Consider the following 26,020-nt stretch of genomic DNA (forward strand, 5'->3'; position numbering starts at 1 on the left):
GGTCAAAGGCTTTTTCTGTTTTATTCAAAATAATTTTTAGCGCAAATGCTGGATGTTATTGCTTTTCTAAACCAGTGTAGATGCGGCCGTCGAAAATAGAGCTAATTCTGTTCCATACATAATTTGGCATTTCCTCAATCATTGGAGGTCGGCTGTTTTCGTTGAGCCCACAAGGACGTGCTTGCTGCGAGCCTCAGCAGTGTCTACACATAAGGTCATTCATTCACATCTGACCCATAGGGATATGGGAAATGTCGTTCTGATGTCGGGAACATCATCGGCCATGTGATCACGTCATTCCGACATCCTGTCCAGCACCACCGTAGGTCATTGGAAGCATATTTTCTTAAAGGTAGTCCCATAGTTTGTTAGTTTGCATGCAAATTTATCAAGCTACGCTTGACCAAAGTCGTGGTGCTTCGCCCATTCTTGTAATCAAGAGTAGAGCCAAAGGGGAAAGTGCTTGTCCCTTTTAGCCAATCCTCAGCGCCCCGGCGAAATTTAAACAGCGAAATTTCCAACGGGGAGATTTGATTATGCACCTTTGCTCAATGTATTAAAGTTATGATTTCTTAATAAGAAATAGTCATTTTATACTGGGGGAGTGAAGACTCAAGTGGTGAACTGTTGTGCTTTTCAAACCCAGTGCAGATGCGGCCGTCGAAAACAGGACCAATTCTGTTCCATACAGAATTTGGTATTTCCTCCATCCCTGGAGGTCAGACGTTTTCGTTGAGCCCACAAGGATGTGCTCGCGGCGAGCCTCAGTTGCGTCTACACATACGCCTGCCGCAGGCAATTGGAACCACTTTTGCTTAAAAGTAGCCCCATGGTTTGTTAGTCTGCATGCAAATTTATCAAGCTGTGTTTGACCAAAGTCGTGGCGCTTCGCCCATTCTTGTAATCAAGAGTAGAGCCAAAGGGGAAAGCGCTTGTCCCCTTTAGCCCATCCTCAGCGGCCCGGCGAAATTTAAAAAGCAAAATTTCCAACGGGGGAGATTGCAGTCTGCAAATTTGGCACTTAAATGTAAGTTCTGATGTTCACTGGTGTGGAGGTTTATCAAATTTAGAAGCTTTTATTGATAAGCCTAATGCTGAGAGTTTGCGCTTTTCGAAAGCAGTGTGGATGCGGCTGAGGCCTTTGGAAACAGGACCAATTCTGTTCCATATAGAATTTGGCACTTCCTCCGTCCTTGGAGGTCAGATGTTTTCGTTGAGCTTACAGGAGCCTTTTCTTTTATAAATAGTTGCGGCGAGCCTCAGTAGTGTCTGCGCATAAGGTCGTATGTGATCACGACATTCCGATATCCTGTCCAGCACCACCGTAGGCAATTGGAACCACTGTTATCAGAAATAACTCATTCGTTTCCAAAAATGACTTTCGCCTAAATTTTAGATTAGTGCTCAATCAACCATGGGATATCTATCTGCCAGATAAACAAAACCCGACGTTTTAGGCGTCGGGTTTTCAGTTTTATAACCTATTGAAATAGTCACAACTAAAGGTCAATACACATGCTAAAAGCAAACACCAAGAGCGGCTATCCCCCTGTGGCATTCATAAACCGTAGGATCTGGGTTTCGCCGTTGGGATCGAAGTGGTGCTCTTTTGGCTTGTGCTTGATGCCATCTAGAATGGCTGTTTTTAGCTTTTCTATGTCGCCGGGGAACTCGCGTACAATGGCTTTTAAGTCGACGGAATTTTCATTGCCTAAACACAGCAGTAAACGACCTTCTACCGTGACTCGGACTCGATTACACTCGTGGCAAAAGTTATTGCTGTGGGGAGAAATAAAGCCTACATGAATATTGCTGCCTGGCATGGTGTAATAACGCGCAGGTCCGCCCGTTCGGCGATTAGATACCGTTAATTCATAACGCTCTCTAATGAGCTTTTTGATCTCATCACTGCTGCAGTGACGGCTGCGCTTGCGCTCATCGATCACCCCTAAAGGCATCTCTTCGATAAAGGCGATATCGAGTTCCCGTTCACGACAGAACTCAATTAGATCCAGCACTTCATCATCATTTTGGCCACGCAAAATCACCGCATTAACTTTTATCTTTTTAAAACCTGCTGCTCGTGCGGCATCAATACCGGCAATGACGCGGTTTACCTTGCCGTTACGCGTCAGCTCAGTGAAGAGATCCGGTTTTAAGGTATCGAGGCTGATATTGAGGCGGTTAAGCCCGGAATCATGCATCTCTTGCGCAAAACGGGTTAACCGAGAACCATTGGTGGTCATCGAAAGCTCTTCAAGCCCCGGTAACTTGCCAAGTAGCTTAACCAATTTGTCGCAGTCGGTTCTCACTAAAGGCTCGCCGCCTGTTAGGCGTATTTTCTTAACGCCTAACTCGGTAAAAGCCTGTCCAATCCAGGCCAATTCTTCAAGGCTTAATACATGTTCTTTGCTTAAAAAACAGGGATCTTCACTCATGCAATAGACACAGCGAAAATCACAGCGGTCAGTTACAGACAGCCGTAGGTATTCGACTGTACGGCCAAAGTTGTCAACGATCAAACTCATACTACTTACCTATATGACCCTTAAAGAAGGTCGGAAAAAGGTTGAATATACACTGTGTCACCTGGATTCAACTGGTCATCTTTCTCGCCTATCACGATGAGACAGTTTCCTTTTACCATAGAGCTAAGCATCCCTGAGCCTTGAGCACCTGTTGTGGTTACATGTAACTTGCCATCTGCTGACAGATGGTAGATCCCGCGCATAAATTCGGTACGCCCGACTCGGCTACGCAGTGGTTTATCTGTGATTGCTGGCACCATGGTAGGTGTCCAGTTCTGCTCTCCGGCAAGTTTACGGATAGCGGGTTGTACGAATTGCAGGAACGACACCATCACCGCAACTGGGTTGCCTGGTAAGCCGAAGAACAAGCTGTTGTCGATCTGACCGAAGGCCAACGGGCGACCCGGACGCATGTTGATACGCCAAAAGTTTATCTGGCCCACTTGCTCGAGTACGGTTTTGATGTAGTCTGCATCGCCGACAGATACGCCACCTGAACTGATCACGATATCAGCTTGCTTAGCTGCATCGGTTAATGCCGCTGCTAGTGCGGCTTCGCAGTCTTGAATAATGCCTAAGTCTATCACTTCACAACCGAGTTGCTGCGCCATCGACTTGATGGTGTAGCGGTTGGAGTCAAAGATGCAGTTGGGCTTTAATGGTTCGCCAGGTTGGCAAACTTCATCACCGGTAGAGAACACGGCTATGGTTGGACGCTTGAAAACGGCTAGTTTGCCAAATCCCAGAGATGCAAGTAAACCTTGTTCTGCAGCATGCAGGCGCGTGTTTGCAGCTAGTGCGGTTTCGCCTTGGGCTATATCTTCGCCAGCTTGCCTTACGTGTTGGCCTAAAGCCATTTCACCTTCAAATTCGACTTTGCCGTCTTGCTCATTTGCCAGTTCACGCAACTGAATTGTGTCTGCACCCGCTGGCATGGGAGCGCCAGTCATGATGCGTACGGCTTCACCGGCTTGAATAGTGTCAGCATAAGCGTGACCCGCCATCACTTCGCCCATCACGTTATAGGCTTGGGTGTCTTCGCCTAACTTAAAGGCGTAACCGTCCATTGCTGAATTGGTGTGTTGTGGCACATTAACTGGCGAGATGGCATCTGCTGCCAGCACTCTATTTTCAAGTGCATCTAGCTCAACGTTTTCAGTTGCTGTCACAGGTGTGACATAGGAAAGAATTTTGTCTATGCCTTGGCGTACCGACAATGTGGTGCTGTTATCGAGTTCGCAACCACAGCTCGGCGCCATCGGCAGATCGATTGGACATGGTTTCCACGCTGCGATGTAATCGCTAACGTAATCGGCTATTTGCTCAACGTTATTGATATCTAAACGGTGCAACTCTTGTGGCAGCTCGGTGTCGTCGCAGCAGGCAATGGCCTGAATATTGTCGTCGTGGGTGTGAATGAAAGGTTTGCCATGAGCGGCACGATGCAGCTCAATTTTTGGTAGCTCGAGCTTTTTAAAGCCTTCTACTAATACTATGTCGACCTTGTCCGCTTCAATTTGCTGTAATAGGTGCGGTAGCTCAGGATCTGTGTCTCTGGCATCTTCAGTCATTAAGGCCCAGCGCACGTGTGACGCAACTAGCATCTGTTTGGCACCGGCTTTACGCATCTCAAAGCTGTCTTTACCTGGAATATCAACATCAAAGTTGTGATGAGCGTGCTTGATGACGGCAAGGCGAACACCACGGCGATTAAGCTCTGGGATTAATTGCTTCAATAATGTGGTTTTGCCTGTGCCGCTATAGGCACAAAATCCGAGAACGGGGATCGGTAACGGATTGGTAAAAGGTATGCTCATTTACACCTCAGGTTAGTCTTTTCGTTGGCAATAGCGTCGCTAAGTTGCTGTTTTTGTTCTGGTGTGTTGACGTTAATAAAGGCATTTGGCTGGTCGCTAAAATCTGTCACCACATAATTATGTTTGGCGTACCAAAAATCGATTTTGCGCTCTCCGGCATCTAAAAAAGCTTTCATTGATGTACGTAAACTGGGTTTCAGTAACATGACAACGGGTTGCTCACGCTTACCATCACTTGCTACAGCAAGCTCTGCATCTGCAGCGATTAACTTTGCCAGCATTCTGGCAATCAAATCAGTAGGTAGCAATGGACAATCGCAAGGAACAACCATCAAATAGTCAGCCTGAGTATGGCTCATAGCAGTGATCATGCCTGCCAATGGGCCTAAATAACCGCTATCTTGGTCACTTATCACCTTAAAGCCGAATTCAGAATACACCTTTTGATTGCGGTTTGCGTTGATCAGGATCTCCTTAACTTGAGGTCGTATCCTATCAATTGTATGTTTGATCATCGGTTGGCTATCTAACTCAACTAAGCCTTTATCGTCGCCACCCATACGTCTGGCCATTCCGCCTGCGAGGATCACTGCATCGATCGTTGTCGTCATCACATCTTCCTGTTATTAGTTGCAGCTTACTTAACAATAGCAATCATACTCCGTCGCTCAATAACTTAATGTTGACGGGGTAGCAGTTTGGGTATGGTTATTTGACCATACTGTTTAGCATGTTGGGATTGATATGGACTGCTAAAGTCGGTGCAGCTTCGGGCACCTTATCATTGGTGCTAATTCTATTATTATCGATTAGCCATGCATGGTCGCAGATTTGCGTCAGCATACATGACTGATGGCTACTGATTATCATCCCTGTACCTTGCTGTTTTAGATCTGAGATCATCTGCAACACCAGATGTTGGGAATGTTTATCCATATTTGAGGTTGGTTCATCAAGCATCAACAGCTTGGGTTGTACTATCCAGGCTCGCGCAATTGCCAATCGTTGGCGTTCACCGCCAGATAAGCTGGATGCTGATTGCGACAGTAAATGAGTTAACTGTGCCATCTCAATTGCTTGTTCTGTACGTGCATTCAGCGTTGCCTTGTCATTGGTTGAGAAAGCCAAAGGATAGGTGAGGTTATAAAGCACACTGCCATCAAAAAGATAAGGATGCTGATGCAGATAAAGTGCTTTTCCCACAATAGCATTGCTGCGCCACCATGGCGCTAGTGAATAACCAATGGCCTGCACTTGGCCTTGGCTGGGTTTAATCAGTCCTGCCAATAGTTTCATTAATGTGGTTTTGCCACAGCCGTTATCACCCTGAAGATGAATCACTTGGTGCTGCGGAAAAATAAGATCTTGAACGCTAAATAGATGCTTATCATCGAAGCGCATCTCAAGATCCTGTGCAATAATTTTTGCCATACTAATTAATGACTCCTCGGCTCGGCCTTGCCTCTTAGCGTACCTAAGGCAAAGTTTAGCACTAGTGCTAATACTAACAGGACAAGCCCAAGTGCAATCGCTTGCGCAAAGTCACCCTTACTGGTTTCTAACGCGATAGCGGTGGGGATATTTCGAGTGACACCTGCAATGTTGCCGCCGACCATCATTGAGCAGCCTACTTCGGTCAGAATACGGCTAAATGCGGCGATAATAGCTAATAATAGTGGAACTTTGAGCTCTCTGCAGACAGCCCAAATAGCACTGTACCAAGGCGCGCCTAATGTTCGTGAGGTTTCCCAAGCGCGGCGGTCAACACTGGTGAACGCTGCTTGACTCATGGCGATAAGTACCGGCGCACAGATCATCATCTGGCCTAAAATCATGCCTTTTTGAGTAAAAAGCCATTTAAGATCGCCGAGTGGCCCCATGCGAGTTAACAGCAGGTAGACTAATAATCCGATAACAACGGTGGGAATGGATTGCAGGGTTTGAATCAAATTGGTGACCAACCAGCGGCCACGGAAGCGAGAAAAAGCCAATATGAAGCCGAGCACCATTGAGGGCAGCAAAGTGATCATCAGTGCTGCAAATGATACTGAAAAAGATACCGATATAATGGACCAGACTTCTGGGTCCAATGAAAACAGCAGGCTTAACGCCTGCTGTGTTAGGGCTAACCAGCCTTCATTCATTCGCTATATGTTGCCTTGAACAATTGTTCACCCTGAACCTTATAGTTGTTGATCATCCCTTGCGCCTGCGCGCCGATCAGCCAGTCGCTTAATGCTTTAGCCCCTTTATGGTTTAAGTCAGGGTACTTGTCTGCATTAATCAGCATGATTTGATATGGATTAGCCAGTGCTTGTCCGCCATCAAAGTCTACTGCAAGGCCGATTTTACCTGAATATGCCACGAAAGTACCACGGTCAGATAAGGTATAACCTTGTAATTCGTTTGCCATTAGTAGCGTTTTGCCCATGCCTTGGCCTACAGAAGTATAGCCATCAAATTCAGGCTTAACATTGGCTTTACCCCAAAGGATAAGCTCTTTCATGTTAGTGCCTGAGTTGTCGCCGCGTGAAATGAATGGCGTAGCTGATTTCGCTATTTTGGCAAATGCCGCTTCGGCAGACTCACTCGAGCGGATGTTAGCAGGATCATTCTTTGGACCTAAGATAACAAAATCGTTTTCCATGATCCCACGTGGAAGTCTGCCATAACCTTCAGAAACAAATTTGGCTTCTGCGGCGGGTGCGTGAGTCATTACAACATCCACATCACCTTGGCGAGCCAGCTTAAGCGCTTTGCCTGTTCCTGTAGCAATCACCTGTACTTTATAACCGCTTTGGGCTTCGAAAGTCGGTAACAGGTTTTTTAATAAACCTGAGTTTTCAGTACTGGTCGTGGTTGCTAGCTTAATAACTTCATTGGCTTGAACTGGCATTCCAATAAACAATGCAGCAGTCACAGCAAGACCAATAACGCGTTTAAGGTTTAACATTTTTACTCCTTGGCAAATATAAAAGGGTCACTCTATACCTGAGTCACCGCAGAAAAGTGAAGTCACTTCTCTATTTGAAGAGCAAGTTTGATGCCATTTTTGTATTCGAGGATTTTGTATCACATCAGTCGCTTAAGTGTGAGCTTGATCCCATGGTTATTAAAAAGCATTCAGACAATATGTCCCAACGTCGCTAAAGCGTGGTTCATAGTGACCTATTCCCCCCAGTTAGGTGATAGACTTTGTTCATTATGAGTCAAAATGTCCTGTTTAAGACAAGATGAGCCAGAGAGTAAATGATATGAAGCCACTTCCTTCCGCTGTATCGGTACTAATTGTTGACGATGAACCTGGTATGCGCAGCTTTTTGAAAAAGGCGCTCGCTAAGAAATTTGCACTGGTGGAGACGGCTTCCAGCGTTGAAGATGCAGAACAACTGCGTTCGCGCTGTCATTTTGATCTGCTGATCGTCGATATTCGTCTGCCTGGCCGTTCAGGTATTGAGTGGCATGAAGCGCTTAATGATCAAGAGCGACGTTCTGACATCATCTTTATGACAGGTTATGCCGATATGGATGTGGCCATCAAAGCGCTTCGTGCCGGTGCATCAGACTTTATAATGAAGCCCTTTCATCTCGAACAGATGATGAAGTCCGTTGACCGCTGCATCGAGCGACGCTTATTGAAGCGCGAAAACTTGATGTTGCGCCGCGAAGTGTCGTTTAATCAATCGTCCACCATCATCGGCCAAAGCGATGCAATGAGCGAAGTGAAAGATATCATTGCCCGTGTAGCACCAACCAATGCGGTGGTGCTTATCGAAGGTGAGTCGGGCACAGGTAAAGAGCTCGTCGCCAGGCAGTTGCATACGTTAAGTGGACGTCAAGGGCCATTTGTGGCTGTGAACTGTGGTGCTATAGCGCCAGAACTGCTTGAAAGTGAGCTATTTGGACATTCAGCAGGAGCCTTTACTGGCGCAAAAGGTAACCGAGAAGGGCTATTTAGCTTTGCGTCTGGTGGTACCATTTTCCTCGATGAAATTGGTGAGATGCCGTTAAAAATGCAAACCGCCTTACTGCGCGTGTTAGAGCAACGAACCATCAGACCTGTGGGCAGTGAGAAAGAGATTAATATTGATGTTCGAGTGCTTGCGGCGACTAACCGTAAGTTATCGGAAGAGGTAGAAGCGGGTCACTTTCGACGTGATCTCTATTACCGCTTAAACGTACTCGATATTGTTATCCCACCACTACGGGATAGGCCAGAAGATATCGTGGAGCTAACACATCACTTTACCTGCCAATTAGCTGCAGAATTGGGAGTAAAAGAGGTGGTCTGGAGTCATGAAGACTTACTCAAGTTACAGCAGCACGAATGGCCGGGTAATATCCGCGAGCTGCGTAATATGATTGAACGCTGTATATTACTAGGCAAGCCGCCTGCTGAGTACTGGAAAGCTCAACCTAAAGCTGAGATGGTTGCCGAATCTGGCTACCCGTTGCAATGGGCACTGAAAGACGTTGAGCGCGATCATGTGACTCGAGTTGTTGATATCCATGGTGGTAATAAGTCCGCAGCAGCAAGAGATCTTGGTGTGTCACGTAAAACCCTAGACCGAAAATACAAAGAGTGGTTTGGTGGCGAAAAGAACATAGATGAATAATAACAAGTTAGTCAGGAGAGTTTAGGTGTCTTTTTTTTCCAATATCTTTGGTGTTAGTTGGCAGCAGATGCAAGCTAAGGTGCGCTATCGCATTCTTATTCTGACTCTACTACCGATTTTGTTAACACTGGTTAGTCTAGTGTTTATTACCATCTATTGGAATATAAGCTACACAGGTAAACAGCTCTTTATGAAAGTAAAAGCTGATTTAACTGTGGCCAATAATACCCTGGTATCCGTGCAAACTATTCAAGAGAAACGACTCGAATTGGTGATGGAGTCTTGGGCATTTCAAAATGATTTTAGAAAGATAAATTTCAATGGGAAATTATCTAGAGAAGCACTGACACAGCATTTATCACAGACTAAAGTTGATATTGATTTAGATTTCTTACGCTTAATCAGCGTTGCTGAAGCAGCGTCTGATCCTGATCTACGACAGATGTTACCTCACATTGAAGCTGATCAGCCATTTTCAGGGCTGATGGTGTTGTCACCTAGTCGTCTTTCTCGTATTGACCCTGCACTGGCTGACAGAGCCCAGATCACAGTGATGAAAACGCAAAGAGCGCAGGAACCAGTCAAGACGGAAGAGAAGCGTGGTCTATTAAGCCGTTCATTACTGCCCATTCCCGATGCATCAGGTAATGTTGCTTGGTATTTAGATGGGGGGATCTTGCTCAATCGAGATGATCGCATCGTCGACCATATTCGAGATCTAGTGTATGACAAGGGGACACTGCCGGAGCGTTCCATCGGTACAGTGACGATTTTCCTCGACAATATTCGCATTAGTACTAACGTACCACTGCATTTTTTCCCCCAAGGCGACGATGAACGTGGCAGAGCGCTTGGTAGTTTAGTATCGTCAGAAGTGCGTGAAAAGGTGTTAAATCAAGGCCTGTTATGGGTTGATCGTGCTTTTGTATTTAATGACTGGTTTATCTCGGCATATGCGCCATTGGTGGACGTACAGGGAAAGCGCATTGGTATGATCTATACCGGATTTTCTGAGTCACCGTTTATCCACAACTATTTACTTAATATCATCGAACTTGGCACTATTTTAATGCTGGTGCTATTGGTTTCTGGTTGGCTGGTTTATCGTGGAGCCTATAGTTTATTGCAACCCATTGAACGTATTCATCATGTGGTAAAAGCGGTGCAATCAGGGCGAAACTTACGTATTGGTTCATTGGGTCTCGACAGTGGCAATGAGCTGTCTAATCTTGCTGAACAGTTTGATCGCATGCTGGATCTGTTGCAACGACGTAATACGCAGATCCAAGCAGCTGCAGAGCAGCTGGAGGTAAAAGTAGAAGAGCGTACTCGCAGCTTGCAGGAAAAAACTGAAGAACTGCAAGCAAACGTAGCCTTACTGAATGAAACTCGCCAACAGCTAGTCATTAATGAAAAGTTAACCGCGTTAGGTGAGTTAACTGCAGGGATCGCCCACGAGATTAATAACCCGACGGCGGTTATCTTGGGCAACATGGAGTTGTTAAAGTATGAGCTAGGCGATAATGCTGACGTCGTTGAAGAGGAGATTGAGCTCGTCATTCAACAAGTAGGGCGTATCAGTACTATTATCCGCAGCTTGCTACAGTATAGTCGTCCAGGGGAGTTCAATGCGCCATTGGAGATGCATCAAATTACCCCGATTATTGAAGAGATGTTAGTACTAGTACGTCACTCAATACAAAAGCAAGAAGTGGTACTCAGCCAAGAGCTTAATGCCAGTTATCCAGTGCAAGTTAACCGTCCGCAATTATTACAGGTTTTGATCAATATCGTGGTGAACGCCGCACATGCAATCAACGACAAGGGCCAGATATGGATCCGTACGTACGACTGGGTGCAGCGTGGTGAGCCTGTTGGGGTTAAGATTGAGATTGAAGATGAGGGTAAAGGTATTCCTGAAGAGGAGCTTAATCGCATCTTTGACCCATTTTACACTACACGTAAAGATGGTACTGGTCTGGGGCTGTCATTAAGCTACGGTATTATAAAACGTATTGGTGGCACTATTGAAGTGAGCTCTACTGTAGGTAAAGGCAGTTTATTCACTATTGGTTTGTATCATACAGCAGTAGAAGAGCAGACAAATGCTCCTTATGAAGGCCTACAGTTTCATGGCAAGCGCTCCGACGCTAGTTAACTCTTACCAATGCTAATCTACGACTCATATTGTAATTAACCTGGATGATAATCCCGGTTAATCAACAGTTTGTATGGGTTCACTCAATCCTATCTCTGTCGACCTTGAGCTGCTATGTTGCACGAGGCTGATACTGAGGTAAGTTGTTATCCGAGTAGTGATCTAGGAATTTCAAGCAAAAAAGCCAGGATGAAATTCTGGCTACCAAAAAGGGTGTGAGCAATATGGCATTGCTGGTTGCACGAGGCTGATACTGAGGTAAGTTGTTATCCGAGTAGTGGTCTAGGAATTTCAGGCAAAAAAAAGCCAGGATAAAATCCTGGCCACAAAGTGTGTGTGAGCAATGTCGTGCTTTGCAAACTCGAACTATAAGGAGATGAGATTCCTAAAAGTATGTGAGTTCTGGAACGCATGTAAATAATAATCATTATCATTTGGTTGTGCAAGTTTTATTTCCAATTTATGGCTAATTAATTTAGTGAACGTTACTGGTAATGTTTTATATTCAATATTAACAGGTAGTTATGTGGTTTTCTGGTTCTGTTTGTTGTTTGGTAGGAGTTTCAGGTAAAACAGGGAATAGTTCCGATCACTTATGAGTGAGATCTGATATGGGCTATTTTTCTGCTAGGAATTTCAAGCAAAAAAAAGCCGGGGAAGAATTCCCGGCCACAAAGTGTGTGTGAGCAATGTCGTGCTTTGCAAACTCGAACTATAAGGAGATGAGATTCCTAAAAGTAAGTGAGTTCTAGAACGCATGCAAATGATAATCATTATCATCTGGTCGTGCAAGTTTTATTTCCAATTTGTGGCTAATTATTTTATCGAACGTCACTGTTAATATTTTATATTCAATATTAACAGATGGTTATGTTGTTTTCTGGTTCTGTTTGTTGTCTGGTAGGAGTTTCAGGTAAAACAGGGAATAGTTCCGATCACTTATGAGTGAGATCTGATATGGGCTATTTTCCTGCTAGGAATTTCAGATTAAAACAGGGAATAGTTCCGATCACTTAAGAGTGAGGTTTGATATGGGTTATTTTCCTGCTAGGAATTTCAGATTAAAACAGGGAATAGTTCCGATCACTTATGAGTGAGGTTTGATATAGGTTATTTTCTTGCTAGCAATTTCAGATTAAAACAGGGAATAGTTCCGATCACTTAAGAGTGAGGTTTGATATAGGTTATTTTCTTGCTAGCAATTTCAGATTAAAACAGGGAATAGTTCCGATCACTTATGAGTGAGGTTTGATATAGGTTATTTTCTTGCTAGCAATTTCAGATTAAAACAGGGAATAGTTCCGATCACTTAAGAGTGAGGTTTGATATAGGGTATTTTATCGCTAGGAATTTCAGGCAAAAAAAAGCCGGGGAAAAGTTCCCGGCCACTTAAGAGTGTGTGAGCAATGTCGTGCATATACCATAGGTATAAAAAAACTCTTTGCAGTATAAAGATGATGAGAACTTTATAGATTGACCTGAGTTCTGGAACGCACGTTAATAATAATCATTCTCATTTGTATTTGCAAGTTTTATTAGTAATTTAATATAAATTGCATCTAGACCAGCTTTTGCAGGTGGAGCTTGTTCTGACTTAAGTGCTGACAGTCTGCGGTCATCGCAGTAATCTGATAGTGGTTGTTGATTAACATCTTCAACATTACAGGGAAGCAATTACGGGTCTTAACGTCGATGCGGCTATAGCCTTGCTCACGAGTCCAGCGCTCTTGATACTCAAGTAAGCTCTTAGCCAGACCTAAACCTCGGTAATCTGGTGATACCCCGCCAAGCCAGCTGTAAAATACCTCATCTGTCATTTGGTAGCCCAATTTAAAGCCAGCGATTTCGCCCTCAATCTTTGCTAAAAGCAAAAGAGACGGTGTTGCTAGTAAACGGCTGCTGATCTCTTGGTTAGAATATGGCTGCTCAAATTCAGGGATGGCATCATAAATACTGCCCAGTAGTGTTAAAACTTCAGGTGTGAACTCGGTAACTGCTTCAATTTCAATCGTGTACATTTCTTACTCTCATTAATTTAGCCTGTTCACCTACAACGCCCTCAAAAAACGAGGTAAAAGTGAACGAATCGGCTAAATTATAACAGGTCTGTCCAGTTGCTGTTAAGCCTATTCTGGCGCTATAGTGCGGTTTTGCGACCGCTCTCTTGCAAAATTTTCTCCTGCAGCACCTTCAGCAATAGACCATATGCAGGTAGGAATAGACCGAGGCTAACGACCAATTTGAAGCCATAATCAACTGTCGCAATCTCTGGCCAGTTAGCAGCCATAAAGCTATCGGTTGAGGCGTAGAATGCCAGAGAGAAAAATACTATGGTATCAACAAGATTACCTATGATGGTCGAGGCCGACGGGGCAACCCACCAAGCTTGTGTTTGTCTTAATTTGGCAAATACAAAGATATCCATTAGCTGACCGATGAGGTAGGCAGCAAAGCTTGCAAAGGCGATGCGAAATACAAAACTGTTGAACTCTAGTAAGGCAGCTGCACCCTGGAAACTCCCTTGATGAAACACAACGCCCATCAAGTAAGAGATAATTAGTGCAGGCAACATGGCGAGAAAGATAATCTTTCTCGCGGCCTGTTGACCAAAGATCCTAACGGTGAGATCGGTTGCAAGGTACACAAATGGAAAGCTAAAAGCGCCCCATGTGGTATGCAGTTCGAAGATCTGAAAGGGTAATTGCACCAAGTAATTACTGGCGCAAATAATAACAATATGAAAGCCTGCTAAAAGCAGCAACGCGCGGCGAACCTGCGTCGGAGATAACATCAACATCTTGTGGCCTTTTTTAATAAATCGGGCGGGGTGAGGGAACCCGCAATAGCGATAATCGCTATAATTTTACAATTTTTGGTTAGTTAACCCATAATCGGGCGGCAAATTATAGAGCAGAATTTTTACAGAGCAAGCAGAAAAGTCGTGTAGCGGCTAATTTCCCGCTACACTCGTTGCTAACTGTTTGAATCTTGGGTTTGATGAGATGCTATAGTTCAGTCAATATTGACAGAATAGTGGTCAGTTTGTTTTCTAGCTCAGCCCACTCTTCATCTGGTTTTGAACCCGCGACGATACCGGCACCAGCAAATAGGTTAATTCGTCCAGGCTCAATCCGTGCGCTACGAATCGCCACCGCAAACTCACTTTCGTGCTTATTAAAGTAGCCACAAGCACCGGCATACCAGCCTCTAACATAGCCCTCTTGTTGACGAATAAAGTTCATCGCAGGCTCTTTCGGCAGTCCACCTACGGCTGGGGTCGGGTGTAGTGCTTGGATCAGTTGAAAGTCATCAACCCCCGCTTTCAACTCGGCTCTAATCGAGCGGTGCAGGTGTTGGATATGGCTCAACTTAAATACCGTTGGAAACTCTTCAGCACCAACATAATGGCTCAGTGGGCCGAGTACATCCACAATTTGCTGTCTAACCAGCTGATTTTCATGGCTGTTTTTAGTATCGTCGAGTAAGTCTTGTGCGAGTGCCTTGTCTTGCTCTTCGTTTATGCCTCTAACCGTGGTACCAGCAAGAGCTTCGGTAAATAGCTCTCGTTGTCTGCGCCGATACAGGCGCTCAGGCGTACAGGAGATAAAGGCACTTTCACTGGTAAATTGAAAACCAAACTGAAAACTATTTGGATTTCTTCCCTGCCAGCATGCCAGTAGCATCCATGGATCAATTGGCTCATTAATCTCAAGTTGAGTTTGACGAGATAGCACTACCTTTGGGGTGTCTTTAATAAAATTGGGGTGGGTAACTTGATTAACGAGTTCATTCCAGCGATAACGATCAGGCTTATCGCTACGACCCATTAACGCAACTTTATTGGGCGGTGTGAGTGGCTTTGGTTTATCCAGCGCTGCAACAGCTTGCAGTGCGATAGTAATCTCTTCTTCTAGGCTATTCTCTGTAAAGTTAAGGTTAACTAGTAGCTTATACTCATGCCCACTGCGGCGTAATTCTATGCGGGGCAGGATGAAACGTGCCTTGCCAAACTCTGACCAGCTTTCATTTTTTCGGTCAAAAGCCACGCCACCGTAATAACGCACGTCTTGATTATTTGTGAGTGCGCGTTGTTTTTGGTACTCGGCAGACATTTCCAGATCGTCAACATCATCACCAAAAAAGAAGTCCTTACAGCTGCCAATGGCGGCGACTTCCTCTTCAGTGTCACGCCCCTTCCAATAGACTCTCGGATAAGTCGATTGTGCTGCGAGCCAAGCAATAACAGGGATCGCAGAAATCGTCACCGACAGCTGCATGATAGGGTCGCTGTGTGGTTGAAGAGTAAGGGATGTGAGCTTGTCAGTTAAAGACGTAATCGCGTGAGACAGCAAGGGGGCGGCCAATAAATACTCCAAATAGCATTTCGTATGGGTAGTTATGGAAAGTGTTGAGGAGTGGACCTCTACTTTTTAATTAACCCAGTTTCAAATTGGTAATAAGAATCTTTACACAAAGTAATATCCAGTGGGTAGAGTGTCAAGTGGGTTGCTCTTCTGCTGTGAGCTATCACTGACTATTTAATCATCACGCTTTAGTTTTACACTTTGCATCCCTCCTGCCAACTGAGCTAGATATCTCAGCTTGTTCATTTTTCGAGATTTAGTGCGCCTTTTTGTCTGATAGGTAATTGCCGGTGGTCAAAATGTCGCATTGTGTGTGGTGGTTTATTTCTAATTGTTTAAATTAGTCGATCTAGGTCGTCATTCCTCCTTGTTTAGCTTGTGCATATTAGCGACCTTTCTGAAAATAGGCGCTAATAATGTCGTTAGGATGATGAAAAACAATGATAAACAACAATAAAACCCTGAAAGTTTCTACGATTGCGCTGGCATTGAGCTTTAGCTATCAGGTACAAGCCGACGAGATGGAGCGGGACCCTATTTTGAATGTGACCGAAGTCATTGTGGTTCATGGAGAGAAAGCAGCAGTAACAGAAGCTGCGACAACTCACTGGCGCCTTAATGAAGATGAAATCAAGGCTACTGGCGCTCAAAGTTTAGATCAGCTACTAAAAAATGTGCCCGGATTATATGTTCGCGTTGGCGGTCAGGGGACTCCGCGTGTTGACATTCGCGGTTTCAAGGCGCGGCATGTTATCTATCTGATTAACGGCGTACCAGCGAACGGTGCTGAAGATGGTCAGTTTGACCCAAGCTTAATTCCGGCAAGTCAGGTTGGTTCTGTCGAAGTTTCTGTTGGGCCAACATCTGTACTCTATGGCCCAGGCGGAGCAGGTGGTGTGATTAACATCATTACCAAGCAGGGCGAAGATGCTCCTCGTTTATCAGGACGCTTAGAAGCGGCGCAAGATAATACCTTTAACGGTGATATCAGCGCAGCAGGCAGTGGTGACAACTGGCAAGGGCTCATTAACTATAGTCGACAGCAAACAGATGGCTGGCCGATGTCGAGTGATTACGAGGATACCGAATATCAGCAAGGTGATGTGCGTGACAATGCCGATAAAACCTTAGATAACTTCTATGCGCAGGGCAGCTATCTTTTAAGTGACAACACACAATTGATGGCAAATATGAGTTTTCGTCAAGGCGAATGGGGTAAACCAAGCCGAGATGGTAGCGGATCAGGTTCTGCAAAATTTGAAAGAGTTGATGACTATCAAGCTAAAACATTCCAATTGGGGCTAGCGCATAAGTTTAATTCAATGTTTACCCTGCGCGGTTTTGCTTATCACAATCAGAGTGATGTTCTAGAAACTCAGTACAAAGATGATGACTACCAAGCGATAAAGGCCCAGCAAGATGGCCGCTCCACTGTAGAGGGAGGAAACCTGCAGTTTATCTCCAATTTTGACCAAGCGGGTGTTCTGACAACGGCAATCATTGCTGAAAAACAGAGTTGGCAATCGAGCGCCATCACCAGTAGTAAGGATAAGAACAAGAGCGGTAGCGGAAATGGCGGCGGTAATGGAGGAGGCAATGGCGGTGGAAGTGGTGGCAGTAGCGATAGCTTCGAAGATTCAGCTTGGTTATACACTGCTGCGTTAGAGTACCAATACCAAGGTGACAGTTACGGCGTCACAGCAGGCGGCGCTTTTCATGACCAAGACCGACTCGCGGAAACTGAAACAGATTACTCGGGTCAGTTATCGGGCTATTGGCAAGCACGCGAGCATACTCGTATCAACATGGGGATCGCGCGCAAAGTTCGCTTTCCATCCATGCGCAATCTCTATGCACAATCCTCTGGCAATGTCGATCTGCAAGCTGAGGTGTCACAGCACTTAGAGTTAGGTTTACTGCAAGATCTTGGCTACTCAACGGAGCTCAATATTGCCGGATATTACACCGATGCAGAGGACTATATTGCTAAAGATCTAACCGGTGTTTATCAAAATATGGGTGATTACAACTTTAAAGGGGTCGATCTGCAACTGCAAAACAATAGTGTGGATGATCTCTCGATGACCTTCGCTTATAGCTTCTTAGATACCGAAGATAAATCAGCAAGTGATTCGATGCAGACCTTAGAGTATCGACCGCGTCATCAGCTTCGTTTTCAAGCGCAATACCAACTGCCTTTTGCAATGCGGATAAATCTCAATGTCGAACGCATCATGGACCAGATCTACTACGCACAACAAAAAGTGGCAGGCGAGAAAGTGTTAGTTGAGCAATCACTAGGGGATTACACCTTAGTCGATATTAACTTTGTACAACCCTTGCTCGATGACAAACTTGAGCTTTATCTTAGGGCCACCAACCTGCTCGACGAAAACTACTATCAAAGCGAATCTCTACCGCAGGCTGGTCGCCAGGTGTTTATCGGCATTAATTGGCAGATTTAAGTAACGGGAGCGTAGAGATGAATCTAATCGAGCTGAAAGGGATCCATTTTGGCTATGACACTCAGCAAGTGGCGATCTTGGATGACCTCCACTTGTCAGTAAATCATGGAGAGTGCCACTGCATCAGTGGCGCAACGGGTTGCGGTAAATCTAGCTTATTACACCTTATTGCAGGGGAGTTATCGAGACCCCTTGAAGGTGAGGTGATTCGGCACCCCGCACTCATGGTGGGCTTGGTTATGCAAGACCCAAATGTGCAGGTGTTGCGCCAAAACGTGGGGGCTGAGGTCGCTTTTGCGCTAGAGAATCTCGGCACTCCCTCGACACAAATGTTAGAGAAAGTACAGCAAGCACTCAGGCGTGTAGGTTTGTATATCAGTATCGACACCCCTGTTGAGGTGTTGTCTCTGGGGCAAAAATATCGCTTGATGTTGGCGGCGCAACTAGTGTTTGAGCCAAATTTACTGCTGCTCGATGAACCGTGGACCCAGTTAGATAACCACGGTGTGCAAGAGCTATATTTTGTGCTTAAAAACCTACTTAGCGAAGGTGTTGCAATCGTAATGGTGGAGCATAAACCGCAAGCTTTTGGCAAACTGATTTCTCACCTGTGGCAGTTAGACAAAGGCAAGTTGCTGGCTGGTCTGTATTTGCCATCGGTGTTACGTGAACACAAGCTGAGTGCGATGACAGCAATAGAGGGAAAAATTGCTGCAGAAGAGAGAGCACGTATTGAGCCGCACCGTTTTCAATTTACTAGCCGAGACATCTTGTTCCGCTGCGCCAACACCTTAACTATTAGTGCGGGGGAGATGGTTGCCCTCGTTGGAGATAACGGCAGTGGGAAAAGTAGTTTATTAAAGGCGCTTGCAGGGATCCAAGCTGATATCGGCCAACTGCCATTATCGGTACTTGGCAAACGCCCTAAGCTGGGTATATACGGTGCAAATGTATGTCTGTTGCTACAAAGGCCCTGTCGGCAATTGTTTGAACAGACTGTGTTGATCGAAATGCAGTTTAGTTTACGCCGATTCCAACTGCCGCTTTCGCGGGCCGAGCGTATGTTGACCGAGCTTGGGCTAATGCATTTAGCGGCAGCATCGCCACACAAGTTGAGCTATGGACAGCAGCATATTATCGCATTGGCTTCGTTGGCGTGCTTAAAGCCTAAAGTGTTGCTACTTGATGACCCTTTTGCTGGGCTAGATAGTGTGCATAGCGGGAAGGTGTGGCAACTGCTACTGCAATTACGTCAACGGGGCTGTGCCATCTTGCTGACCAGTCATCGAGAAGTGTCAGTGGATGATGTTGATCGTGTCTGGCATCTAGAAGCGGGATTTTTATTAGATAAGTCACAGTCGATGGTGCAGGTCGATGCAGGTTAAGCCTCGGAGGCGTTTTACCACTGGAAAATGGCGTCGTTTAGGCTGTGTTCTAAGTGAAACCCACTGTTGTGCACTGGCTTTGCTGTTGAGCATATTGCTCTCTAGTGCAGCATTTCTGCTGCCGAGCGGTGCGCTGTGGATATTGGTGGCTATTAATGGTGGCTTGGTTGCTCATGGATTGCTGCTTAAGAAAAAGATAGCTGCGTTACTTCGCTTAGCGGCAGTGCAGTTTGCCACCACTATGGGGCTTTACTACCTGTTTCATGGTGAGAGCCAGTTGCTTGAGGGAGCTGTGGTGGTACTTAGAGTGTTGCTGGCTATGTTACCTGGCTGGTGGCTTTCAAGTACTCAACGTCCTGAGCGGCTTGGCGAAGTATTGAGTTGGGGCTTACCGCATCAATGGGCATTTGTCATTGCAGCGTCACTCAGTCTGTTGCCTTTTATGTCACGAGAATTGCGAGAGATCTACCAGATCCAATGTATGCGTGGCGCAAGGATCACCCCTAAAGCGCTGCGTAATCCAAAGAATTGGCCAGAATTTATTTACTGTGTGCTATTTCCACTGCTGATCCAGTTATTGAAGCTTTCCAAGCAGATGGCTATCTCAGCTAAGCTACGCCATTTTGGCGACACAGGCAAAGCAACACATTGGCCATCAACAAGAGACCCAAAATGAAACCTCATTTCGAATTACAAGATGCACTATTTATTGGATTTTGCGCCACTTTACTGGTGGTCATGAAGAGCATGTTACGGCTCAAGCTAGGGCTAAGCGGTCACTCAATGTTTTTGATGACCTTTTTTTACCTACTTTGTTATGGCGCTGTCGGTCGAGTGGGATGTATCACAGCTTGTGGATTGCTTGCAGGCATTGTCGCCATGATGCTCAGTGTCGGTAAAGGCGGCCCGCTTATTCTGCTTAAGTTCGGCCTGCCGGCAATTGCCATGGATCTAGCCTTACTGATGATTGCTGGGGTGTTTCAACTGCGCTGGCAATGCGTGATCGTGGCGTTAGTCGGTTGTTTTGCTTGGGCGGGCAAAGGGTGGATTGAAAATATGCTCGCAGGTATGACACAGCAAATTGCGTTAACTAAATTTGCGCTTAACTTTGTGCAGGGCGGGGTGTTTGCCGTCGGTGCAGCACTCATTGTCCCCACCGTACTCAGGCGATTGCAGTCACATGACTTACTGCAAGATCATCATAGCAGCCTCAAATAACAAACAGTAGTTGAAACATGATTAGAACTTAGGAGCATAAATGAAAAGTTGGTTAATCTGCATCGATGACACAGACGATATTGGTACTAAAGGTACGGGGGAGATCGCAGAAGAGATAGCAAACTTGTTAGTACTGGAGCACCAGAAAATCGAGGAATACAGCGGCCTATGCTTGGTTACTCGGCATCAGCTCTTTGTCCATCCTGATATCCCCTACACATCGCATAACAGCGCCATGTGCTTTCGGTTTGAAACCCATGTTGATTTTGCAACGATCAAGCAAATCTGTGTGGGGCACTTATTGAGTGAATCGGCTGACGCTGCAGATCCGGGGCTAGCGATTTTAGATATGGCTTCTATGCAAAACATTAACGCTTTGATTGCTTTTGGTCAGTCAGCAAAAGAGGTGGTTAAGACGAAGCAGCAAGCTTATGAGCTAGCTGCTGAATTAGGCATTGATTTAACGGAGCATGGCGGCACGGGGCAAGGCGTGATTGGGGCGTTAGCGGGACTGGGTCTGCGCTTAAGTGGTCAAGACGGACGGGTAAAAGGGCAACTTGATATCGGGGGCTATGGTAATGATGCAATCGACGTTGAACTGAGTGTTGCTGATATTTTATCGATGAGCTCGCTGCAAGCGGTGCTAAGTGACAATGGTGAACTCCTGTCTTTGGATGAACGCGTATCGCTGAGTGGCAAGGTCAAAGCTGTTTATCGACAGCATATGTTCGCCCTGTTAGTTAGCCAGTTCGGAGATGGATGGGTGAATGCGTCGAAACATACCCTTAAGGCATACTAGGGATGAGCATGGAAAAATGGTTTACCTATATTGATGGCGTGTGGCGATTTAGATTTGACGCTGAAGCGTACTTAGCCTCACATGAGGCTGCAGAGCAATGCAGCTTCTTTTTGGAAGACGATGAGGATGAGCAGATCGATGACCATTTACGTTCTTGCTACAACTGTCTGTACCGTCGTTGGCGTCCAAAAGGGTTTGATTGCTACCGGAAATGTTATATTGCCAAGGAGTAATATTTGCTATTTCCCCTTTGAAATTCAGCGTACCCCACTAATTATCGGTCAAATTTTTACTATTCTTTACATTACACAGAGTGTTTAGTTAGCTTTCGCTATGGTGATTTGTAAGCACTCAGAATAGAATGCTTCTTCTACGTTAAATAATAATTATAAGTTGAGTAAAATCTCAGCAACATAAAACTAACAACCAGTAGAGGAAGCACAGCTTACAAGTGAGTGCTTTGAACGTTTTATCATCCGGGGACGAAAGAGATAATGGGTGATTCAATTGAGTCAAAAGACCTAATTAAAATACCTGTCGCTAAATTAGGCGTAGGTATGTTTGTCGAATCTATCGACAACACCAAAGGACGAGTGAGTATTGCGAACGCAGGTCAGATCCGCAGCAAAGAAGCGATTGCCAAATTGCTCCACAGCGGCACGACCCATGCGTGGGTTAATGCTGCGCGTTCATCGGCTGATTGTGGCCTGAATCGGCCCAATGTAAAGCCTAGCCAAGTCGCTAAACCTGTAGCCAAAAGAGTCAGCACTGACCGTGTTGCCACTCAACATAAAGCTAAAGAGTTAATGGTTGAGGCAAAAGATCTCATCCAAAAAGTGCTATCTGAGACTTTCGAAGGTAAAGCCATAGAAGTCGCGCCTTTTGAAGCGCTTGCCGACAATATGATTGAATCGGTACTGCTTGATGCTGACGCGTTAAAGTGCGTATCGGCGCTGCGTTCAAAAGATGCTTACCTGCTCGAGCATTCCATCAACGTGGCATTTTTACTCGTCACCTTTGGTCGTTACCTCAAATTTGATACTGGTATGCTGCGTGATCTAGCCGTGGGCGGTATTTTGCATGATATCGGCAAAATAAAAGTCGATAGTGTCATTCTAAACAAGCCTGGTAAGTTAACGGCAGAGGAGTTTGAGCATGTCAAACTGCATCAAACCTATGCTATTGAGATAATGAATAACACCGCAGGCCTTTCGCAGGTAAGTATAGACATCAGCTTAATGCACCACGAAAAACTGGACGGTAAAGGCTACCCGCGTGGGCTTAAGGGTGACGAGATCCCTATCCATGGTCGTATGAGCTGTATTGTCGATATCTTCGATGCGTTAACCGCCACCCGCTGCTATAAAGAGGCGATGAGTCCGGCTGCAGCCTTTAAAATTTTACTGAGCTTAACGCCAAACCATCTAGATCAGGCTCTGGTATACGAGTTTATTCGTTGTGTTGGTGTTTACCCCGTTGGCTCATTGGTAGAGTTATCCGATGGCCGAGTCGGTATTGTGTGGGAGTCTAAAAACCGCGATGCGCTGCATCCAAAGGTGAAGTGTTTTTATTCAAATAAACATAAGCTCTACACAGGAGTGACTATGGTTGATCTGCTTAAATCAGAGCTCAACATTGAGAAAGGGATCTCACCTAGTAGCTTAGAGATAGACCCAACCCCTTTCTACTAAGCGATAACTTAACTGCAGATATACAGTGAAAGCACTTTATATGGTGCTTTTTTGTGACTGTAGTTTTACGCTTCTATCGAGCTGTTTGATCTAGCTCCCCTATTTACTATTTAATTACTTTTTAACTCAACTATCATTGAATTAAGCCTCTAACTCTCTCTCTAATCAAAAGAGTGGATAATAGAGTGATAGACAGATGCTTAAACGTAGACAGTTTTTAAAAATGAGCTCGGCGGCTATTACCGGCAGCTTATTGGCTTTCCCAGCAACAGCGAGTACAGCCTCCCTATTTAAAGAAAAACGCTACCGCATATTGGCCTTAGTATTTGACGACTATGAAACCCTAGATCTACACGGCCCAATTGAGATGCTAGGGCATATGCCAGATGTCGAGATAAAGCTGGTGGGGCCGACGGAGTTTGTTAAAAGCTATCAAGGCCCAAGAGTGGTTACAGATACCTTAATGGATCGCCATTATGACTGTGATTTGCTATTGATCCCTGGTGGGCTTGGCACTCGAAAGTTAGTCGACGATAAGCAGCTGATACATTGGTTAACGATACAGCTTACACGCAGTAAAAAAATATTTTCGATCTGTACCGGCTCAGCATTATTGGCAAAAACATCGAGCTTAGATGGTATTAAGGCTACTACCAATAAAATGGCCTATCAGTGGGTGACTTCATTGGCGGATGAAGTACATTGGCAGCCCAAGGCACGTTGGGTCGATGATGGTAAGTTTTTAACCTCTTCAGGCGTCTCAGCAGGTACCGATGCTGCGTTGTATTGGGCAAAGCAATTACATGGCGAAGTAGAAGCGAGACGCATTGAAACCCTAACCGAGTATCGCTGGGTAGATGACAGTAATAGTGATCCCTACGCTATCTTCACAGAATGAGCAAATGTTGATTTCAACTAGCATTATAAGTAAAAGATATAGCCTTAGCTGAAAATGCTATTAATTAGTAATAAAGAATATTGGCCATAATCACAGTTCTCCCCAATAATTGCGATTCAAATCGATCGCTTATTGGGGGAGTGAATATGAATAAAGGGTTAATCTTATTGTTTTGTTCAATGTTCATTCTGGCTTCATTGATGACATCGGGACTCACTCGCTCGCTAATCGATCTGCTCGCTTTTTGCGGTTTGCTTTGGACTGTATTACGCCGTAATAAAGTGGCTGCCGAATAGGGTCACTGCGTTTGGGTATATAGCAAAATATAAGCTAATGAGCTTGAGCCAATTACTAACCACAATAACACACCTAACACTAGCGGCTTAGCCCCGGTCGCTTTCATTTTTTGCACTGTAATTCCCGCGCCAATTAAGAACAAGCACACCACTAATACGCGTTTTGATGCCTCAAAAACTAATTGATAGACAGGTTCTCCGACTGGCAGCCAGTGAGCGATTACAATCGTTAAGCAGTAGAAAAAGATGAAGTAGGGGATAGTTATTTTTTTGCTGTCACCGCTAAAAAGCATCGAGCTTATTAGCGCAATGGGAATGATCCATAATGCTCTGGCTAACTTAATCGTAGTGGCGGTAGTCAGCGCTTCACTGCCATAAGCTGATGCTGCACCAACAACCGAAGAGGTATCATGGATAGCTATCGCACTCCATACGCCAAAGTCATGTTGAGACATTGACAGTGCATGGCCTATTGCAGGGAATAGAAATAAAGCCACCGAGTTAAGAATAAACACCGTCGCCAGCGCCACAGCCGCTTGTTCGCTATTGGCTCTAATGGCTGGGGCAACTGCAGCAATAGCACTACCACCACAAATAGCGGTACCAGCAGCGATTAGGTGACCTGTTTTAGCATCAAACTTAAGTGCACGGGTTAAGGCAAAACCAAGCAGCAGGGTGACAATGATAGAGCCGATAATTAATGGAAAATTCTCCAAGCTAACAGCGATTGCGGTATCTAGATGAATACCGAAACCTAGACCAACGATAGAGTAGGCCAGCAACTTTTTAGTTAACTTGGCTAATGGGATTTGACTGGGCACCCAGCCAATACTCGCGAGGGTAAACCCAAGAATTAGTGCGATTGGCGATGAGATAACTGGCAGTAAGCAGAGCAAGGCAATGATGACGAAAAGTGCTGTTTGTTTACGATCTTGTGGCTGTATTGTCATGTCTGTGCGCGATGCTATTTAGCGGTAAATAAGCTGCTGATTATAGCGTTAGATTATCTTTAGATAAATTAAATACTACTGACTGTTACCTTCAATAAAATTGATTTACTCATCGGGAGGCGTTAACAGGTAGCTTTAGAGGCACTCTTCCCCCCACACAGCCTTATCATCTTTTCCTTAATGAAATTGACCCAATATTGGCAAGTTAAATTTAACAAGAAGATTCATTAGTGAATAGATGGCGCTTATGTCTCATTTCTACTATATGTCGCGATAAACTTTCAATCATTTACATTGCTTGACTGAAGATTACTTTGTTTTCACAGAGAATGAACATTATTAACAGGATGTGTAATAGCCGACATTATTAGAGATACCTAGCTGTTGTGTCTTCCCCGCAGTAGCGTACCTACAAGGTTTTATTAAGTGTTTAAAATCATAGCAGTTTGTATATGTTGCCTTTTAACTGGTTGTAGTTTTTTTGGAGGTAAATATGGTGTCAATGAGCAGCAGTTATACCACCGAGTTAATCAAGCCTACGACTTCGAAGTGACCCATTGTGACAGCTTTGCGATGGCTCGAGGCGAAGGTCGGGGGGAGTTTGCGCTGCGAGACGCCAAAAACCAAGCGATGAAGTATGCTGAAACACTTAATGGTACCCACATTGTTTGGCTCCATATTGATGAAGGTGAAGTGGTAAAAGTCGTTGCTGTTATTTATAAGTGCCAGCAGTAATATTCACAAGCTACAGCCATACAGCCATACAGCCATATAACTGATATCAGTACAAACTTTCCGCTTAAAACTTCTATATCGCTTGCCATACACTTTTTGC

Annotated in this window: 22 protein-coding genes; 12 read left to right on the forward strand and 10 right to left on the reverse strand. The window is 45.1% G+C overall.

The annotated features are described in order from the left end of the window. Nucleotides 1-1,541: 1,541 nt before the first annotated feature. The 6 genes from moaA to JK628_RS00735 all read right to left on the reverse strand — a co-directional run bounded on the left by moaA (nt 1,542) and on the right by JK628_RS00735 (nt 7,298). Complete coding sequence (gene moaA, locus JK628_RS00710) at nt 1,542-2,528, reverse strand: GTP 3',8-cyclase MoaA (RefSeq protein ID WP_202287379.1); 987 nt, start codon at nt 2,526-2,528, stop codon at nt 1,542-1,544. 20 nt (nt 2,529-2,548) lie between these two features. Next, nucleotides 2,549-4,345: a bifunctional molybdopterin-guanine dinucleotide biosynthesis adaptor protein MobB/molybdopterin molybdotransferase MoeA gene (locus JK628_RS00715; protein WP_202287380.1), complete on the reverse strand. Its 1,797-nt coding sequence runs from the start codon at nt 4,343-4,345 to the stop codon at nt 2,549-2,551. Further along, nucleotides 4,342-4,956, reverse strand: a complete 615-nt coding sequence (gene mobA, locus JK628_RS00720) for a molybdenum cofactor guanylyltransferase MobA (protein ID WP_202287381.1) — start codon at nt 4,954-4,956, stop codon at nt 4,342-4,344. The genes JK628_RS00715 and mobA overlap by 4 nt, the downstream gene beginning before the upstream one ends. Before the next feature lie 97 nt (nt 4,957-5,053). Further along, nucleotides 5,054-5,782 carry an ABC transporter ATP-binding protein gene (locus JK628_RS00725; protein ID WP_202289659.1) on the reverse strand — a complete coding sequence of 243 codons (729 nt, stop codon included), beginning with the start codon at nt 5,780-5,782 and terminating at the stop codon, nt 5,054-5,056. Then, a complete protein-coding gene (locus tag JK628_RS00730; RefSeq protein WP_202287382.1) occupies nt 5,782-6,489 on the reverse strand; it encodes an ABC transporter permease in 708 nt (235 codons plus the stop codon). Before JK628_RS00730 ends, JK628_RS00725 begins: the two co-directional genes overlap by 1 nt. Beyond that, nucleotides 6,486-7,298, reverse strand: coding sequence for a substrate-binding domain-containing protein (locus JK628_RS00735; RefSeq protein ID WP_202287383.1), 813 nt, complete (start codon nt 7,296-7,298; stop codon nt 6,486-6,488). Before JK628_RS00735 ends, JK628_RS00730 begins: the two co-directional genes overlap by 4 nt. Nucleotides 7,299-7,578: 280 nt before the next feature. Between JK628_RS00735 and JK628_RS00740 the strand changes: the two genes are divergently transcribed. Both JK628_RS00740 and JK628_RS00745 read left to right on the forward strand, forming a co-directional pair. Continuing rightward, nucleotides 7,579-8,961: a sigma-54-dependent transcriptional regulator gene (locus JK628_RS00740; protein ID WP_202287384.1), complete on the forward strand. Its 1,383-nt coding sequence runs from the start codon at nt 7,579-7,581 to the stop codon at nt 8,959-8,961. Between the two features lie 25 nt (nt 8,962-8,986). Beyond that, nucleotides 8,987-11,119 (forward strand): sensor histidine kinase, encoded by a 2,133-nt coding sequence (locus JK628_RS00745; protein ID WP_202287385.1) that lies wholly within the window; start codon nt 8,987-8,989, stop codon nt 11,117-11,119. 1,559 nt (nt 11,120-12,678) lie between these two features. On the opposite strand, the gene JK628_RS00750 is transcribed toward JK628_RS00745, so the two are convergent. From JK628_RS00750 to JK628_RS00760, 3 genes are all read right to left on the reverse strand, one after another. Then, entirely contained in the window at nt 12,679-13,137 is a 459-nt protein-coding gene (locus JK628_RS00750) for a GNAT family N-acetyltransferase (protein ID WP_202287386.1), read from the reverse strand. A 119-nt stretch (nt 13,138-13,256) separates the two neighbouring features. Further along, a complete protein-coding gene (locus JK628_RS00755; protein ID WP_202287387.1) occupies nt 13,257-13,916 on the reverse strand; it encodes a 7-cyano-7-deazaguanine/7-aminomethyl-7-deazaguanine transporter in 660 nt (219 codons plus the stop codon). Nucleotides 13,917-14,124: 208 nt separating this feature from the next. After that, nucleotides 14,125-15,483 carry an isochorismate synthase gene (locus tag JK628_RS00760; protein WP_202287388.1) on the reverse strand — a complete coding sequence of 453 codons (1,359 nt, stop codon included), beginning with the start codon at nt 15,481-15,483 and terminating at the stop codon, nt 14,125-14,127. 440 nt (nt 15,484-15,923) lie between these two features. On the opposite strand from JK628_RS00760, the gene JK628_RS00765 reads away from it, so the two are divergent. The 9 genes from JK628_RS00765 (at nt 15,924) to JK628_RS00805 (ending at nt 24,235) form a co-directional block, all read left to right on the forward strand. Then, a complete protein-coding gene (locus tag JK628_RS00765; protein ID WP_202287389.1) occupies nt 15,924-17,948 on the forward strand; it encodes a TonB-dependent receptor plug domain-containing protein in 2,025 nt (674 codons plus the stop codon). 17 nt (nt 17,949-17,965) lie between these two features. Beyond that, on the forward strand, nt 17,966-19,333 hold the full coding sequence (locus JK628_RS00770; protein ID WP_202287390.1) for an ATP-binding cassette domain-containing protein: 1,368 nt from the start codon (nt 17,966-17,968) through the stop codon (nt 19,331-19,333). Continuing rightward, complete coding sequence (locus tag JK628_RS00775) at nt 19,323-20,009, forward strand: energy-coupling factor transporter transmembrane component T (RefSeq protein WP_202287391.1); 687 nt, start codon at nt 19,323-19,325, stop codon at nt 20,007-20,009. The genes JK628_RS00770 and JK628_RS00775 overlap by 11 nt, the downstream gene beginning before the upstream one ends. Further along, the gene (locus tag JK628_RS00780) at nt 20,006-20,551 is read left to right on the forward strand and encodes a core component of ECF transporter (protein ID WP_202287392.1); all 546 of its coding nucleotides are present in this window, start codon (nt 20,006-20,008) and stop codon (nt 20,549-20,551) included. The genes JK628_RS00775 and JK628_RS00780 overlap by 4 nt, the downstream gene beginning before the upstream one ends. A gap of 40 nt (nt 20,552-20,591) precedes the next feature. Beyond that, nucleotides 20,592-21,350 (forward strand): DNA-binding protein, encoded by a 759-nt coding sequence (locus JK628_RS00785; protein ID WP_202287393.1) that lies wholly within the window; start codon nt 20,592-20,594, stop codon nt 21,348-21,350. Between the two features lie 8 nt (nt 21,351-21,358). After that, nucleotides 21,359-21,583 (forward strand): hypothetical protein, encoded by a 225-nt coding sequence (locus JK628_RS00790; RefSeq protein WP_237524102.1) that lies wholly within the window; start codon nt 21,359-21,361, stop codon nt 21,581-21,583. 261 nt (nt 21,584-21,844) lie between these two features. After that, nucleotides 21,845-23,041 (forward strand): HD-GYP domain-containing protein, encoded by a 1,197-nt coding sequence (locus JK628_RS00795; protein WP_202287395.1) that lies wholly within the window; start codon nt 21,845-21,847, stop codon nt 23,039-23,041. 196 nt (nt 23,042-23,237) lie between these two features. Beyond that, nucleotides 23,238-23,939, forward strand: a complete 702-nt coding sequence (locus JK628_RS00800; RefSeq protein WP_202287396.1) for a DJ-1/PfpI family protein — start codon at nt 23,238-23,240, stop codon at nt 23,937-23,939. A 146-nt stretch (nt 23,940-24,085) separates the two neighbouring features. After that, on the forward strand, nt 24,086-24,235 hold the full coding sequence (locus tag JK628_RS00805) for a hypothetical protein (RefSeq protein ID WP_202287397.1): 150 nt from the start codon (nt 24,086-24,088) through the stop codon (nt 24,233-24,235). A gap of 2 nt (nt 24,236-24,237) precedes the next feature. On the opposite strand, the gene JK628_RS00810 is transcribed toward JK628_RS00805, so the two are convergent. Further along, nucleotides 24,238-25,185: a YeiH family protein gene (locus tag JK628_RS00810; RefSeq protein WP_202287398.1), complete on the reverse strand. Its 948-nt coding sequence runs from the start codon at nt 25,183-25,185 to the stop codon at nt 24,238-24,240. A 426-nt stretch (nt 25,186-25,611) separates the two neighbouring features. Here JK628_RS00810 and JK628_RS00815 point away from each other — a divergent pair, with 426 nt between their 5' ends. Then, nucleotides 25,612-25,920, forward strand: a complete 309-nt coding sequence (locus JK628_RS00815) for a hypothetical protein (RefSeq protein WP_202287399.1) — start codon at nt 25,612-25,614, stop codon at nt 25,918-25,920. Nucleotides 25,921-26,020 lie beyond the last annotated feature (100 nt).

Origin of the sequence: Shewanella sp. KX20019, from assembly GCF_016757755.1 — a bacterium.
In the GTDB taxonomy this organism is placed as follows: Bacteria; Pseudomonadota; Gammaproteobacteria; order Enterobacterales; family Shewanellaceae; genus Shewanella.